Source organism: Nocardiopsis sp. NPDC006832, assembly GCF_040635885.1.
Classification (GTDB): domain Bacteria; phylum Actinomycetota; class Actinomycetes; order Streptosporangiales; family Streptosporangiaceae; genus Nocardiopsis.
Genome location: NZ_JBEYLC010000009.1, coordinates 112,810 through 127,401, shown reverse-complemented (window position 1 = coordinate 127,401; position 14,592 = coordinate 112,810). Strand labels below are relative to the sequence as shown.

Sequence of the window (14,592 nt, the reverse complement as noted above, 5' to 3'; positions counted from 1 at the left end):
GGGATACGAGGATGAGCAGGCTCAAGTACGACGAGGTCGAGACCGGCGCGCTGCTGCCGGAGCGGACCTTCCCGGTCCGCCGCCTGGACCTGGTCCGCTACGCCGGTGCCTCCGGTGACTTCAACCTCATTCACTGGAACGAACGCTTCGCCAAGTCCGTCGGCCTGCCCGACGTGATCGCGCACGGCATGTTCACCATGGCCGAGGCCGGTCGGGTCATCACCGACTGGGCGGGGGACCCCGGCGGCGTCGTCGACTACTCGGTACGCTTCTCCGCGCCCGTGGTCGTCCCCGACGACGATGACGGCGCCGAGATCACCGTCGGCGGCAAGGTCAAGTCCAAGAACGACGACGGAACCGTCACCGTTGCGCTGACCGCCCGGTCCGGTGGCGCCAAGGTCCTCGCCAAGGCCACCGCCGTCGTCCGTCTCGCCTGACCCTCCAGAGAACGAAGAGGTACCACGCCCGTGTCCACGATGCTCGCCGACCACACCACGCTCGGTCTGGGTGGTCCAGCCAAGGCCTTTCACCCCGCAGCCACGACCGACGAACTGGTCCGCCTGGTCACCGACGCGGAGCGGGCCGGTGAACGGGTGCTCGTCCTGGGCGGCGGCAGTAACCTGGTGATCGCCGACGACGGCTTCCCCGGAACCGTGATCCTGGTCGCCTCCCAGGGGGTCACCCTGACCGAGGCCGGGACCGACCCGGAGACCGGTGAGACCGTCGTCCTGCTGCGCGCGGACGCGGGCGTGGACTGGGACCCCCTGGTCGAACGGGCCGTCGCCGAGGGCCTCAACGGCATCGAGTTCCTCTCCGGCATCCCCGGTCGGGTCGGCTCCACCCCCATCCAGAACGTCGGCGCCTACGGCCAGGACGTCGGCCAGACCATCCGTGAGGTGCTGGTCCTGGACCGCGCCACCGGTGACCTGGTGACCATGTCCAACGCCGACTGCGGGTTCACCTACCGGGACAGTTCCTTCAAGGGCCACGACCGCTACGTGGTGTGCGAGGTGGTCTTCGAACTGCGTCGCGCACCGCTCAGCCGTCCCGTGCGCTACGCCGAGGTCGCCCGCACCATGGGCGTCGAAGCGGGGGAGCGGGTGCCGCTGGAGAAGGCCAGGGAGGTCGTCCTGGGTCTGCGTCGGGGCAAGGGCATGGTGCTGGACCCGGCCGACCCGGACACCCGCAGCGCCGGTTCGTTCTTCACCAACCCGATCCTGTCGCCGGAACGGTACGCGGCCTTCCGTGAGCGCGCCCTCGAACGCCTGGGATCGGACGCCGAGATCCCCGGGCACCCCGACGACGAGGGCAACGTGAAGCTCTCCGCCGCCTGGCTGATCGACCGGGCCGGATTCACCAAGGGCTACGGCGACGGTCCCGCGCGGATCTCCGGCAAGCACACCCTCGCCCTGACCAACCCCGGTGGTGCGAGCACGGCCGACCTGCTCGACCTGGCCCGCGAGGTGCGCGCCGGGGTCGAGGCCGCCTTCGGGGTGCGCCTGGTCAACGAGCCGGTCATGGTCGGTGTGAGCCTGTAGGTCCGGCACCGCGCCCGATACGGCCTGGAGCGACGCTCCGAAGAAAGGAGTTGGGCGTTCCCAACTCACTTTTCCACCTCGCCGAATTGAACAATTCGCTGAATCAACGAATTGCCGATAAAAAAAGCCGCTGGTAATGTCGGCCGTGTCGAAGGGGAGTAGTCCCCAATGCGCGCGGTCGACATACTGGACCTTCCGTCCCGGCCGCGTGAGCCCAGCTCAGGCGGGCGGACGAGACCTTTGACCCGGTAGGAATCGACCGGGTTGAAGGGGCGTTCTCCGCCTCCTTCTGCCCAACCAGGACAGTTGGAGTAGCATGTCGGCTTTTCTCGCCGCTCTCGGTTTCAGCACGGTGGCCATCTTCATCGCGGAAATGGGTGACAAGACCCAGTTGGTCGCGATGTCCCTGGCCTCGCGCCACCGCGTCCTCACGGTCATCCTCGGCATCACCGCCGCCACCGCCGTGGTCCACCTGGGCAGCGTCTTCATCGCGGAGGTCCTCGGTGCGACCCTGCCCACCGACTGGCTCACCCTCGCCGCCGGTCTGGCCTTCCTCTTCTTCGGTCTGTGGACCCTGCGCGGCGACGAGATGACCGCCAAGGACGAGGAACGCGCCGCCTCCCGCCGGATCCGCTCCGCCTTCATGACCGTGGCCCTGATCTTCTTCGTCGCCGAACTCGGGGACAAGACCATGCTCGCCACCATCACCGTCGGCACCCAGCACCACTGGCTCCCGGTGTGGATCGGCTCCACGGTCGGCATGGTCGCCGCCGACGGGATCGCGATCGCCATCGGCGCCGTCCTCGGCAAGAAGCTGCCCGAGAGGGCGATCAGGATCGGCGCCGCGGTGCTGTTCTTCGTCGCCGGCGCCGCCATGCTCGCCCAGGGCGCTTGGGCCCTCCTCGCCTGACCTCGGCCATGGGCCCAAGCGCCGGCGGAGGAACCAGGGGAGCTAAACGGCGGGCGGAGCCGCCAGCCAGTCGTCCACGCCCGAGAGCATCTCCTTCTTCAACGAGTCCGGGGCGCCCGAACCACGGATCGACATGCGGGCCAGATCGGCGAGCTCGGGGTCGCCGAACCCGAACACCTCGCGGGCGATCCGGTACTGCTCCAGTAGACGGGGGCCGAACAACAGGGGGTCGTCGGTGCCCAGGGCGATCGGCACCCCCGCGTCGTAGAGCCTGCGCAGCGGCAGGTGGTCCACCTTCTCCACCACGCCCAGACCCACGTTGGAGGTCGGGCACACCTCCAGGGTGACCTCCTGGGTGGCGATCCGCTCCACCAGATACGGGTCTTCGATGGCCCGGACCCCGTGGCCGATGCGGTCGGCGTCCAGCTCGTCCAGGCACTCGCGCACGCTGAGCGGGCCGTTCAGCTCGCCACCGTGCGGGGCCGACAGCAGGCCGGCGCGCTTGGCGATCCGGAAGGCGGCCTCGAAGTCGCGCGCGCGACCGCGGCGCTCGTCGTTGTTGAGCCCGAACGAGACCACGCCCCTGCCCGCGTACTGGCGAGCGAGCCGGGCCAGGGCACGGGCGTCCAACGGATGCCGGGTGCGGTTGGCCGCCACCATGATCCCGATGCCCACACCGGTGGCCTCCGAGGCGACGCGGGCCGCGTCCAGGATGAGTTCCAGGGTGGCGGTGAGCCCGTCGAAGCGGGAAGCGTAGCCGCTGGGGTCGACCTGGATCTCCAGCCAGCCCGAACCGGCCTCCCGTTCGTCCTCGGCGGCTTCGAGCAACAGGCGGTACATGTCCTCTGGCCGCTGTAGGACCGAACGGGCGATGTCGTACAGGCGCTGGAAGCGGAACCAGCCGCGTTCGTCTGTGGCCCGCAGTTCGGGCGGCCACTCCTCGGCCAGGGCCTGGGGCAGATGCACGCCCCGCCGCTCGGCCATCTCCACGAGTGTGTCGTGGCGCATGGACCCGGTGAAGTGCAGGTGCAGGTGGGCCTTGGGCAGCCGGTCCAACCGGCGGGCGCTGGTCGGTGTCTCCATGTCCCAAGCCTGCCGTATGAATCACACCGCGCGCACCGGGAACGGCGACAACCGCGCGACCCGCCCCGCACACGAGGGAGCCCCGGACCACCCGGTCCGGGGCTCCCTCGTCACATCCGCGTTCGCTACTCGGCCTCGGCCAGCAGGTTCTGCACGCGGGTCACGCCCTCGACGAGGTCCTCGTCGCTGAGCGCGTACGACAGACGCAGGTAGCCGGGGGTGCCGAAGGCCTCACCCGGGACCACCGCGACCTCGGCCTCCTCCAGGATGAGCTCGGCCAGCTCGGTGGAGGTCTTCGGGGCCCTGCCGCGGATCTTCTTGCCGAGCACGCCCTTCACCGACGGGTACGCGTAGAACGCGCCCTCGGGTTCCGGGCAGACCACGCCGTCGATCTCGTTGAGCATCCGCACGATGGTCCGGCGACGACGGTCGAACGCCTTCCGCATCTCGTCGACGGCGGTCAGGTCGCCGGAGAGGGCGGCCACGGCGGCGGCCTGCGACACGTTCGCGACGTTGGAGGTGGCGTGCGACTGCAGGTTGCTCGCGGCCTTGACCACGTCCTTGGGACCGATGATCCACCCCACGCGCCAGCCGGTCATCGCGTACGTCTTGGCGACCCCGTTGACGATGATGGTGCGGTCGGCGATCTCGGGGACCTCGACGGGCAGCGACGAGAACTCGGCGTCACCGTAGACCAGGTGCTCGTAGATCTCGTCGGTCAGCACCCACAGGCCCTGCTCGTTCGCCCACCGGCCGATGGCGCGGACCTGCTCGCGCGGGTAGACGGCGCCGGTCGGGTTGGACGGGGACACGAACACCAGCACCTTGGTGCGGTCGGTGCGGGCCGCCTCCAACTGTTCGATCGAGGCCAGGTAGCCGGTGCTCTCGTCGGTGACGACGTAGACGGGCACACCGCCCGCGAGCTTGATCGACTCCGGGTAGGTCGTCCAGTACGGGGCGATCACGATGACCTCGTCGCCCGGGTCCAGCAGGGCGGCGAAGGCCTCGTAGATGGCCTGCTTGCCACCGTTGGTGACCAGGATCTGGGCCGGATCGACCTTGTAGCCGGAGTCGCGCTCGGTCTTCTCGGCGATGGCCTTCTTCAGCTCGGGGAGGCCACCGGCCGGGGTGTAGCGGTGGAAGCGGGGCTCGCGGGCGGCGGCCACCGCGGCTTCCACGATGTAGTCGGGGGTCGGGAAGTCCGGTTCCCCCGCGCCGAATCCGATGACGGGTCGGCCATCGGCCTTCATGGCCTTGGCCTTGGCGTCCACCGCGAGGGTGGCGGACTCGGAAATGGCGCTGATACGTGCAGAGACACGGGGTCGATCAGTCATGTTCCCATGGTGTCATGCGCTCATCCACGACGTCGGGGGGAAGGTCACTTCCTCGGGCGGGGAAGGTCACCTCGGGTGTCCGGACCGGCGGAACCGGTTTGGTCGTGGGCCTCGGATAGGCGTACACTCGTTCGCGTCGGCCGGTTCGTTACGCAGGCGTCACACCTTCGAGGTTGTGCGACGACTCTCAGGACCGGCTATGGTGGGCAACGCAGTTTCCGCTAAGGGCAGTGGCTCAATTGGCAGAGCACCGGTCTCCAAAACCGGCGGTTGGGGGTTCGAGTCCCTCCTGCCCTGCAAGTCCGAGCGCGGATCGGGGTGGCGACCACGGTCGTCACCCCGCCGCGAGGGCAACGGAACTACAGGGGAATCAAGCAGCCCGCGACTCTAAGGACCCCAGGTGACTCAGACTGACGCCGACGCCAAGCCCGAGAAGGAGCCCAAGCGTCGTACCGGTCCGGTGACGTTCACCAAGCAGGTCGTCGACGAGCTGCGCAAGGTCCGCTGGCCCACGCGCAAGGAACTGACCACTTACACCATCGTCGTTCTGGTGTTCGTCGTGTTGGTCCTGGCCTACGTCTCCCTTCTCGACTTCGCCTTCGGTGAGGCCGTCACCTGGCTCTACAGCACCTTCGGTCGGCCCAGCGTCTAAGGCACGACCCATCCTCACAGGGACAAGGGCGCGTCAACTCCGCCCTGGAAGCCCTTCCTCGTCCGCGCGTTGGTCCCGCGTCGCCCTGAGAGACCGTAAGCTGGCAGAACTGGGTTCGACGCACGGCCTGTTCGGTGTGCGTCGCACGCACTAGCGAATCCGACGAGAGAAAGAGCAGCCGTGTCCGAGTCCCCACTGACCTCTGACGACTTCCCCGAAGAGGAGCCGGATCAGTCGTCGGCGGAAGAGACCGGCCTGGCGGGCGAGCCGACCCAGGACGCCGATGGCGACGTCCCGGGGTTCGCCGATGAGGCCGATGAGGTCGCTGAAGCCGACGAGAGTGCCGAAGAGGCCGAAGCCGAGCCCGAGTTGCCCCGCCTCGACCCCGTCGAGGAGTTCAAGAACGAACTCGTCCTGCTGCCCGGCGACTGGTACGTCGTGCACACCTACGCCGGCTACGAGAAGCGCGTCAAGGCGAACGTCGAGAGCCGTACCCAGTCCCTCAACATGGAGGAGTACATCTTCCAGGTCGAGGTGCCCGAGCACGAGGTCACCGAGGTCAAGAGCGGCAAGCGCCAGCAGGTCACCGAGAAGGTCCTGCCCGGCTACGTGCTCGTCCGCATGGACCTGACCGACGAGTCCTGGTCGGCCATTCGCAACACCCCGGGCGTCACCGGTTTCGTGGGCCTGTCCAACAAGCCCGCCCCGCTGAGCCTGACCGAGGTCGCCAAGCTCCTGGCCCCCGAGCCGGAGGTGGAGCCGGAATCCTCCCCGCAGGCCAAGACCGCGGGCGGCGAGGCCCGCTCCGACGTCGCCTACGAGGTCGGAGAATCCGTCACCGTCATGGAGGGTCCGTTCGCGACCCTGCCCGCCACCGTCAGCGAGATCAACGGCGACACCCAGAAGCTCAAGGTGCTCGTGTCGATCTTCGGTCGTGAGACCCCGGTGGAACTCTCCTTCAACCAGGTCGCCAAGATCTGACGTCGTGGGGTACATTCCACGACCAGCCCGGAGCACTGTCCGGGCGACGTAGACTTGGTGGGTCCACCCTCGACGAGGGCGGACCCACCGTCGCGTGTCACAGCAGGCCCAGCGGCCCGACGAACACGCGCCCGGCCCTTCCGGTCCCGACGGGCCGTGGCCCCCGCCTCGCGCGGGGAAGCCTCCTTCGGCAGCGGCACGAACGTGGCCCTTCGGCCCGAACGTGCCGTCAGGGAGGCAGGGGCCGGTACACAACGCAGATCAGGCAAAGGACCCGATATGCCTCCGAAGAAGAAACTCGCCGCACTCGTCAAGGTGCAGCTGCCCGCCGGTCAGGCGACCCCGGCGCCCCCCGTCGGTACCGCTCTCGGTCCGCACGGCGTCAACATCATGGACTTCTGCAAGCAGTACAACGCTGCTACGGAGGCCCAGCGCGGCAACGTCATCCCCGTAGAGATCTCCATCTACGAGGACCGTTCCTTCAGCTTCGTCACCAAGACGCCTCCGGCGCCCAAGCTGATCCTGAAGGCCGCCGGAATGGACAAGGCGTCCGGTGAGCCGGGCCGCAGCACCAGCGGTTCCATCACCGCCGACCAGGTCCGTGAGATCGCGCAGACCAAGCTGCCCGACCTCAACACCGACGACATCGAGGCCGCGACCAAGATCGTCACCGGTACCGCCCGTTCCATGGGCATCGAGGTCAAGTAGCTCCCGACCAGGGGTTGCTCGACGGCAAGAACCACAGTGGCAGGGCCATGCGCCGGCCCAAGGACCACACGTTCCCGTAGGAGAACAGAGTGAAGCGCAGCAAGAACCACCGCAAAGCCGCCAACCTGGTGGACCGCGACCGGCTTTACAGCCCCGCCGAGGCCGTGAAGCTGGCCAAGGAGACCAGCAACATCAAGTTCGACGCCACCGTCGAGGTGGCCCTGCGCCTGGGCGTCGACCCGCGCAAGGCCGACCAGATGGTCCGCGGCACCGTGAACCTGCCGAACGGCACCGGCAAGACCGCTCGGGTCCTGGTCTTCGCGACCGGTGAGCGTGCCGAGCAGGCTCGGGCCGCCGGCGCCGACATCGTCGGCGACGACGAGCTCGTCCAGAAGGTCCAGAACGGCTTCCTCGACTTCGACGCCGTCGTGGCCACCCCGGACCTCATGGGCAAGGTCGGTCGTCTCGGCCGTGTCCTGGGCCCCCGTGGCCTCATGCCCAACCCGAAGACGGGCACCGTCACCCCGGACGTGGCCAAGGCCGTGACCGACATCAAGGGCGGCAAGATCGAGTTCCGCGTGGACCGCCACGGGAATCTGCACTTCATCATCGGCAAGACCTCGTTCGACGAGCCCAAGCTGCTCGAGAACTACCAGGCCGCGATCGATGAGGTGAACCGCCTCAAGCCGTCCGCCGCCAAGGGCCGCTACATCAAGAAGGCCGTGGTCTCCACCACGATGGGCCCGAGCATCCCGCTCGACGCCTAAAGCCTTCCCGGGCCTTGTGTGAAGCATGAGAACGGCCCCCGCTCCTTCGGGAGACGGGGGCCGTTCCGTGTCTTGGTGGGGGAGTGGATCAGCCGATCTGCTCCTCGGCGGGAATCTCGAAGGAGGTCGACCCGATCTCGGAGAACTCCATCGTGACGTCGGCCTGGTCGTCGGAGAAGTCGATGCGCATCGGGAAGCCGTCATCGCTGACCGCCAAGGAGACGTCCAGTGTGCCGCTGACCGAGCCGAGGAGTTCGATGACCGCGAGCTTCTGCTCGGCGTCGAGGGCGTTGATCTCCTCTTCGGTCATGCTGCCTTGGAGTACGGTGGTCTCGATCCCGCCGACCTCCTCGGTTCCGGTCTCCTCGATCTGGTCGAGCGTGGCGAACGCGGCGACGAGGTCGGGCAGGGATTCGATGTCGAAGGCGTCGCTCGGGTTCTGTTCCATGGTGGACGCGTCCCCGCGGATCCAGGGGGCATCCCCTTGGAGACCGTACGTGTCGGCGACCAAGGGGTCCGAGCCCTCCTCGAAGATGACGATGTAGGTGCTCAGGTCTTCGGCGGTCACCCCGTCCGGCAGTTCACCGCCCATGGACATCAGCTCGAACATCATCTCGCCCATGAGAGGCATGGACATGGTGGCCTGCGTGGCCACCGGATCGTTCATCACCTCGTAGAGGATTCCCATCTCCACGTCGGGCGCCGTCATGTCGATGTCGAGGGTGTAGTTGGTGATCTCGGTGGTGCTGTCGAAGACCTGGGCCAGGAGATCCTTGGGGGACCCGCCGCCTTCCTCCTCCTGCTTCTCGGTGGAGACCGTGGTCTCCTCCTCGGCGGGGTCGTTTCCACAGGCCGTGAGCATCAGGACGAGGGAGAAGGCTCCAGCGGAGAGCAGGGCCGGGGTGCGCGTCATGGGAAAGGATCACTTTCGCTATGGGGGAGTGGGCACGCTCGATGAGTGCGGACGCCCAGTTGGCCTCATGATCCCAGTGTCTTCGGACATTTCTCCTGTTGGGTGCGTGATCATCACCGAACGGTGATGAGGGTGCCGGCGATCACATCCTTTCCGCGTGGGAACGATGGTCGAGCACTCCCATTCGTCGGTTAGCATTGGGTCTTGCCGAAGACCGCTGGTCGTCACCCGCTCGGGTGACCTAAGGACCCACCTCGATGGGCGCCCGCGCAGGTGTCACCAGAGCTTTCCCGTTCCGGGTCCCGTGTGCCGAGCACACGGGCGGAAGAACGCGGACATGCCCCGTGCGCCTTGCGTTCGGGGCTTTTCTCGTGCTGACGCCGATCGTGGAAGTCCTTGGGATAAAACCAGCGTTCACTGTTGGAAGGAGTCCCATGGCGAGGCCGGACAAGGCAGCCGCGGTCGCCGAACTCGCGGACGAGCTCCGCGAGTCGAACGCCGCAGTGCTGACCGAATACCGGGGGCTCACTGTCGCGCAGGTTTCCGCACTGCGCCACAGCCTCGGTCAGAGCACGCGTTTTCGCATCGTCAAGAACACGCTGACCAAGATCGCGGTCAAGGAGGCCGGCGTCGACGAGCAGATCTCCGATCTGCTCGAAGGCCCGTCCGCCATCGCCTTCGTCCACGGGGACGTCGTCGAGGCCGCCAAGGGTCTGCGTGACTTCGCGAAGGCGAACTCGCCCCTGGTGATCAAGGGCGCTGTCGTCGACGGCAAGTCGATGAACGCCGAGCAGGTCACCAAGCTGGCCGATCTGGAGTCCCGAGAGGTTCTCCTCTCGAAGCTGGCCGGTGCGCTCAAGGCCAAGCAGGGCCAGGCCGCCGCCGTCTTCCAGGCGCTGCCCTCCAAGACTGTGCGTCTCGCGCAGGCTCTGGCGGACAAGCGCACCGAGGAAGCCGCTTAAACCTTTTGAACCACGGCGGGCGCCGACGGCGCCCGGCCATTGGCTCGCACGCTGTGCCGTTGGCGCGCGTGTCATGAGAGAAAGAGAGATCGCATCATGGCGAAGCTCAGCAACGATGACCTGCTTGCCGCGTTCGAGGAGATGACCCTTCTCGAGCTCTCCGAGTTCGTGAAGCTGTTCGAGGACAAGTTCGACGTCACCGCCGCCGCCCCGGCCGCCGTCGCCGTCGCCGCCCCCGGTGGCGCCGGTGCCGAAGAGGCCGCCGAGGAGCAGACCGAGTTCGACGTCGTCCTCGAGTCCGCCGGCGACAAGAAGATCCAGGTCATCAAGGAGGTCCGCGGCCTCACGAGCCTGGGCCTGAAGGAAGCCAAGGACCTGGTCGACAACGCTCCGAAGGCCGTGCTGGAGGCTGCCAGCAAGGAGAACGCCGACAAGGCCAAGGAGGCCCTTGAGGGCGCCGGCGCCACCGTCACCCTCAAGTAGTCCCTCGCGGGCCTCAGACGCCCGCTGGTCTACGCTGAGCGGCCGTTCCTCCCTTCGGGGAGGGGCGGCCGTTTTTTCGTGTCCGTGTCCATCCTCGGGTCGGGGTCGAAGGGCCCGGGCCCATGGGTGGCCGGTACGCGGGTCGAGCGGGAACGAACGTCCCCTTTGTCGTGGCGCGGCCGTGTCCGTGCCAGGACACGGGACTTCGGTGTGCGAAGCTGTTGCGGTCCCCGGGCCCTCGGACCAGGGGAAACCGGGAACGGAGGGGTACGCGTGTGCGAACTGTCCCTCGGACGCGATAATCTCCCGTCCCGGGAATCCTGACGGACCCGTTGGGGAGTGTTTACCCGCCTTGGGCGAGGGAATCCTTCCGGGTGTCCGTTGGCTCACAATCCCCCGTGGGGCCAGGGCAGGCGCGCTGTTTCACCCTGATGGTCCAGGGCCTTTCCCCCGGGGGCGTGTGCGGTGGCGTTCGGCGGCCACCGGGCTTGACGGATCGCCCTCCAGGGGTGATCCTGCCGGTGTCGTGAGTGGCGCCGTGGACCGTGAGTGGACAGCGGTGTAGTGTTCGGCTACACTGCTCTTTTGCGCTGCCCTTTGGTGATCCCTGTGTCGGTGAACGGCTTTTCGTCGTTTCCGTTTGTTACTCCGGAAGCTCCGACAATGCCCGCTCCCGCTCGAAGTGACCGTCTCAACCGCGTTGCGGCGGTCCTTCTCGTGACGGATCGTCTGGCGTGCGCGCTTCAACCGCCACAAGCCTTCGGAAGGACCCCTGTTGGCAGCCTCGCGCAACGCCTCCGCTAACGCCCTTGGTCCGCACCGCGTTTCTTTCGCCCGTATCCAGGAACCCCTTGAGGTTCCCAATCTTCTGGCCCTGCAGACCGAGTCGTTCGACTGGCTGCTGGGCAACGACACGTGGAAGACGCGGGGCGAGACGGCCCGCGCCGCCGGCCGCAAGGACGTTTCGGAGCAGTCCGGTCTCGAAGAGATCTTCGAGGAGATCAGCCCGATCGAGGACTTCTCGGGCACGATGTCCCTTTCGTTCCGTGACCACCGGTTCGAACCGCCCAAGTACTCCGAAGAGGAGTGCAAGGACAAGGACATGACCTACTCCGCCCCGATGTTCGTCACGGCGGAGTTCATCAACAACGACACCGGTGAGATCAAGAGCCAGACGGTGTTCATGGGCGACTTCCCGCTCATGACCGTCAAGGGCACCTTCATCATCAACGGCACCGAGCGCGTCGTCGTGTCCCAGCTGGTTCGGTCCCCGGGTGTCTACTTCGACACCTCCGTCGACAAGACCTCCGACAAGGACCTGTTCGGGTGCAAGGTCATCCCGTCCCGTGGTGCCTGGCTGGAGTTCGAGGTCGACAAGCGCGACTTCGTCGGTGTTCGCATCGACCGTAAGCGCAAGCAGGGCGTCACCGTCCTGCTCAAGGCCCTCGGCTGGACCACCGACCAGATCCTGGAGCGTTTCGGCCAGTACGAGTCGATCCGCAACACCCTGGAGAAGGACCCCACCGCGGGTACCGACGACGCGCTGCTGGACATCTACCGCAAGCTGCGCCCGGGAGAGCCGCCCACGAAGGAGTCGGCTCAGGCGCTGCTGGAGAACCTGTACTTCAACCCCAAGCGCTACGACCTGGCCAAGGTCGGTCGTTACAAGATCAACAAGAAGCTCGGCCTGGACACCGAGTTCACGCAGGGGACCCTCACCGAAGAGGACATCGTCTCCACGATCGACTACCTCGTCCGCCTGCACGCGGGTGAGGTCGAGAAGGAGACCGTCCTCGGCCTCCGTCCGATCGAGACCGACGACATCGACCACTTCGGCAACCGTCGCCTGCGCACCGTCGGCGAGCTCATCCAGAACCAGGTCCGCCTGGGCCTGGCCCGTATGGAGCGCGTCGTCCGCGAGCGGATGACCACCCAGGACGTCGAGGCGATCACGCCGCAGACCCTGATCAACATCCGTCCCGTCGTGGCCTCCATCAAGGAGTTCTTCGGCACCTCGCAGCTGTCCCAGTTCATGGACCAGACCAACCCGCTCGCGGGCCTGACCCACAAGCGTCGCCTCTCGGCGCTGGGTCCGGGCGGTCTCTCCCGTGAGCGCGCGGGCTTCGAGGTCCGAGACGTCCACCCGTCCCACTACGGCCGCATGTGCCCGATCGAGACCCCTGAGGGTCCCAACATCGGTCTGATCGGTTCGCTCGCCGCCTACGGCCGAGTGAACTCCTTCGGCTTCGTGGAGACCCCGTACCGCAAGGTCATCGACGGTAAGGTCTCCGACGAGGTCTACTACCTCACCGCCGACGAGGAGGACCTGTGCGTCATCGCGCAGGCCAACACCCCGTTGAACGCCGATGGGAGCTTCGCCGAGGCCGGTGTGCTCGTCCGTCGTAAGGGCGGGGAGTTCGAGCAGGTCAGCACCGACGAGGTCGACTACATGGACGTGTCGCCGCGCCAGATGGTGTCGGTGGCCACCGCCATGATCCCGTTCCTGGAGCACGACGACGCCAACCGCGCGCTCATGGGTTCCAACATGCAGCGCCAGGCCGTGCCGCTGCTGCGCGCCGAGTCGCCGTTCGTCGGCACCGGTATGGAGTACCGCGCCGCCACCGACGCCGGCGAGGTCCTCCTCGCGGAGAAGGCCGGTGTGGTCGAGGACGTCACCGCCGACTACGTCACCGTGATGGCCGACGACGGCACGCGCAAGACGTACCGGATGGGCAAGTTCCAGCGCTCCAACCAGGGCACCTGCTTCAACCAGCGCCCCATCGTCCACGAGGGCCAGCGGATCGAGGAGCGTCAGGTCCTCGCCGACGGTCCCTCCACGGACCAGGGCGAGATGTCGCTGGGCAAGAACCTCCTCGTGGCGTACATGTCCTGGGAGGGGCACAACTACGAGGACGCCATCATCCTCTCCCAGCGTCTGGTGCAGGACGACGTCCTCTCCTCGATCCACATCGAGGAGCACGAGGTCGACGCCCGTGACACCAAGCTGGGCCCGGAGGAGATCACCCGGGAGATCCCCAACGTCAGCGAGGAGGTCCTGGCCGACCTCGATGACCGGGGCATCATCCGGATCGGCGCCGAGGTCGTCGACGGTGACATCCTCGTCGGCAAGGTCACGCCCAAGGGTGAGACCGAGCTGACCCCGGAGGAGCGCCTGCTGCGCGCGATCTTCGGTGAGAAGGCCCGAGAGGTCCGCGACACCTCCCTGAAGGTTCCGCACGGTGAGACCGGCAAGGTCATCGGCGTGCGCGTCTTCAGCCGCGAGGACGGTGACGAGCTCGCGCCCGGCGTGAACGAGATGGTTCGCGTCTACGTCGCCCAGAAGCGCAAGATCACCGATGGTGACAAGCTCGCCGGTCGTCACGGCAACAAGGGCGTCATCGCCAAGATCCTGCCCCAGGAGGACATGCCCTTCCTGGAGGACGGCACTCCCGTCGACATCATCCTCAACCCGCTCGGTGTGCCCGGCCGAATGAACGTCGGTCAGGTCCTTGAGGTCCACCTCGGTTGGCTGGCCAAGAACGGCTGGTCCGTCGAGGGCACGGAAGAGGAATGGGAGAAGACGCTCCACGCGGTCGGCGCCTCGGAGGTCGAACCGAACTCGCGAGTGGCCACCCCGGTCTTCGACGGCCTGGAGGGCCCCGAGCTCAGCGGTCTGCTCAAGTCGGTCCGTCCGAACGCGGACGGCAACCGTCTCATCAACACCGACGGTAAGGCGCGTCTGTTCGACGGCCGCACCGGCGAACCCTTCGCCGAGCCGATCTCCGTCGGTTACAAGTACATCCTGAAGCTCCACCACCTCGTGGACGACAAGATCCACGCCCGCTCCACCGGTCCGTACTCCATGATCACGCAGCAGCCGCTGGGTGGTAAGGCACAGTTCGGTGGTCAGCGCTTCGGTGAGATGGAGGTCTGGGCGCTGGAGGCCTACGGTGCCGCCTACGCGCTTCAGGAGCTGCTCACCATCAAGTCCGACGACGTGGTGGGCCGCGTCAAGGTCTACGAGGCCATCGTCAAGGGCGAGAACATCCCCGAACCGGGCATCCCTGAGTCCTTCAAGGTGCTCATCAAGGAGATGCAGTCGCTCTGTCTGAACGTGGAGGTGCTGTCCAGTGACGGTATGTCCATCGAGATGCGGGACAGTGACGAGGACGTCTTCCGCGCCGCGGAAGAACTGGGAATCGACCTGGGTAGGCGTGAGCCGAGCAGTGTCGAAGAGGTCTAACTTCCGCATTCTTCGAGA

The 14,592-nt window shown here is 66.9% G+C and carries 13 protein-coding genes and 1 tRNA gene; 11 read left to right on the top strand and 3 right to left on the bottom strand.

Annotation, left to right across the window (positions count from 1 at the left end; all coding sequences use genetic code 11):
* Nucleotides 1–11: 11 nt before the first annotated feature.
* The 3 genes from ABZ717_RS07125 (at nucleotide 12) to ABZ717_RS07115 (ending at nucleotide 2,448) form a co-directional block, all read left to right on the top strand.
* The gene (locus ABZ717_RS07125; RefSeq protein ID WP_358506817.1) at nucleotides 12–437 is read left to right on the top strand and encodes a MaoC family dehydratase; all 426 of its coding nucleotides are present in this window, start codon (nucleotides 12–14) and stop codon (nucleotides 435–437) included.
* A 39-nt stretch (nucleotides 438–476) separates the two neighbouring features.
* Entirely contained in the window at nucleotides 477–1,538 is a 1,062-nt protein-coding gene (locus ABZ717_RS07120; RefSeq protein ID WP_358506855.1) for a UDP-N-acetylmuramate dehydrogenase, read from the top strand.
* A 316-nt stretch (nucleotides 1,539–1,854) separates the two neighbouring features.
* Nucleotides 1,855–2,448, top strand: coding sequence for a TMEM165/GDT1 family protein (locus tag ABZ717_RS07115; protein WP_358506815.1), 594 nt, complete (start codon nucleotides 1,855–1,857; stop codon nucleotides 2,446–2,448).
* 42 nt (nucleotides 2,449–2,490) lie between these two features.
* Here the strand turns inward: ABZ717_RS07115 and ABZ717_RS07110 are convergent, their stop codons facing one another.
* Nucleotides 2,491–3,531 carry an adenosine deaminase gene (locus ABZ717_RS07110; RefSeq protein WP_358506814.1) on the bottom strand — a complete coding sequence of 347 codons (1,041 nt, stop codon included), beginning with the start codon at nucleotides 3,529–3,531 and terminating at the stop codon, nucleotides 2,491–2,493.
* A gap of 125 nt (nucleotides 3,532–3,656) precedes the next feature.
* A complete protein-coding gene (locus tag ABZ717_RS07105) occupies nucleotides 3,657–4,865 on the bottom strand; it encodes a pyridoxal phosphate-dependent aminotransferase (RefSeq protein WP_358506812.1) in 1,209 nt (402 codons plus the stop codon).
* A 224-nt stretch (nucleotides 4,866–5,089) separates the two neighbouring features.
* Here ABZ717_RS07105 and ABZ717_RS07100 point away from each other — a divergent pair.
* The 5 genes from ABZ717_RS07100 (at nucleotide 5,090) to rplA (ending at nucleotide 7,973) form a co-directional block, all read left to right on the top strand.
* Nucleotides 5,090–5,162 (top strand) — tRNA-Trp (locus ABZ717_RS07100).
* Nucleotides 5,163–5,265: 103 nt separating this feature from the next.
* Complete coding sequence (gene secE, locus ABZ717_RS07095; RefSeq protein WP_358506810.1) at nucleotides 5,266–5,517, top strand: preprotein translocase subunit SecE; 252 nt, start codon at nucleotides 5,266–5,268, stop codon at nucleotides 5,515–5,517.
* Between the two features lie 180 nt (nucleotides 5,518–5,697).
* On the top strand, nucleotides 5,698–6,498 hold the full coding sequence (gene nusG, locus ABZ717_RS07090) for a transcription termination/antitermination protein NusG (RefSeq protein ID WP_358506808.1): 801 nt from the start codon (nucleotides 5,698–5,700) through the stop codon (nucleotides 6,496–6,498).
* A gap of 279 nt (nucleotides 6,499–6,777) precedes the next feature.
* Nucleotides 6,778–7,206, top strand: a complete 429-nt coding sequence (gene rplK, locus ABZ717_RS07085) for a 50S ribosomal protein L11 (protein ID WP_358506806.1) — start codon at nucleotides 6,778–6,780, stop codon at nucleotides 7,204–7,206.
* Between the two features lie 89 nt (nucleotides 7,207–7,295).
* Nucleotides 7,296–7,973: a 50S ribosomal protein L1 gene (gene rplA, locus ABZ717_RS07080; protein WP_358506804.1), complete on the top strand. Its 678-nt coding sequence runs from the start codon at nucleotides 7,296–7,298 to the stop codon at nucleotides 7,971–7,973.
* A gap of 88 nt (nucleotides 7,974–8,061) precedes the next feature.
* Here rplA and ABZ717_RS07075 read toward each other — a convergent pair whose 3' ends face one another.
* Nucleotides 8,062–8,886, bottom strand: a complete 825-nt coding sequence (locus tag ABZ717_RS07075; protein WP_358506802.1) for a hypothetical protein — start codon at nucleotides 8,884–8,886, stop codon at nucleotides 8,062–8,064.
* A gap of 434 nt (nucleotides 8,887–9,320) precedes the next feature.
* Between ABZ717_RS07075 and rplJ the strand changes: the two genes are divergently transcribed.
* The 3 genes from rplJ to rpoB all read left to right on the top strand — a co-directional run bounded on the left by rplJ (nucleotide 9,321) and on the right by rpoB (nucleotide 14,574).
* Nucleotides 9,321–9,848 carry a 50S ribosomal protein L10 gene (rplJ, locus tag ABZ717_RS07070; RefSeq protein ID WP_358506800.1) on the top strand — a complete coding sequence of 176 codons (528 nt, stop codon included), beginning with the start codon at nucleotides 9,321–9,323 and terminating at the stop codon, nucleotides 9,846–9,848.
* Between the two features lie 96 nt (nucleotides 9,849–9,944).
* Nucleotides 9,945–10,331: a 50S ribosomal protein L7/L12 gene (rplL, locus tag ABZ717_RS07065; RefSeq protein WP_358506798.1), complete on the top strand. Its 387-nt coding sequence runs from the start codon at nucleotides 9,945–9,947 to the stop codon at nucleotides 10,329–10,331.
* Between the two features lie 775 nt (nucleotides 10,332–11,106).
* Nucleotides 11,107–14,574: a DNA-directed RNA polymerase subunit beta gene (gene rpoB, locus ABZ717_RS07060; protein WP_358506796.1), complete on the top strand. Its 3,468-nt coding sequence runs from the start codon at nucleotides 11,107–11,109 to the stop codon at nucleotides 14,572–14,574.
* The last annotated feature ends 18 nt before the right edge of the window (nucleotides 14,575–14,592 follow it).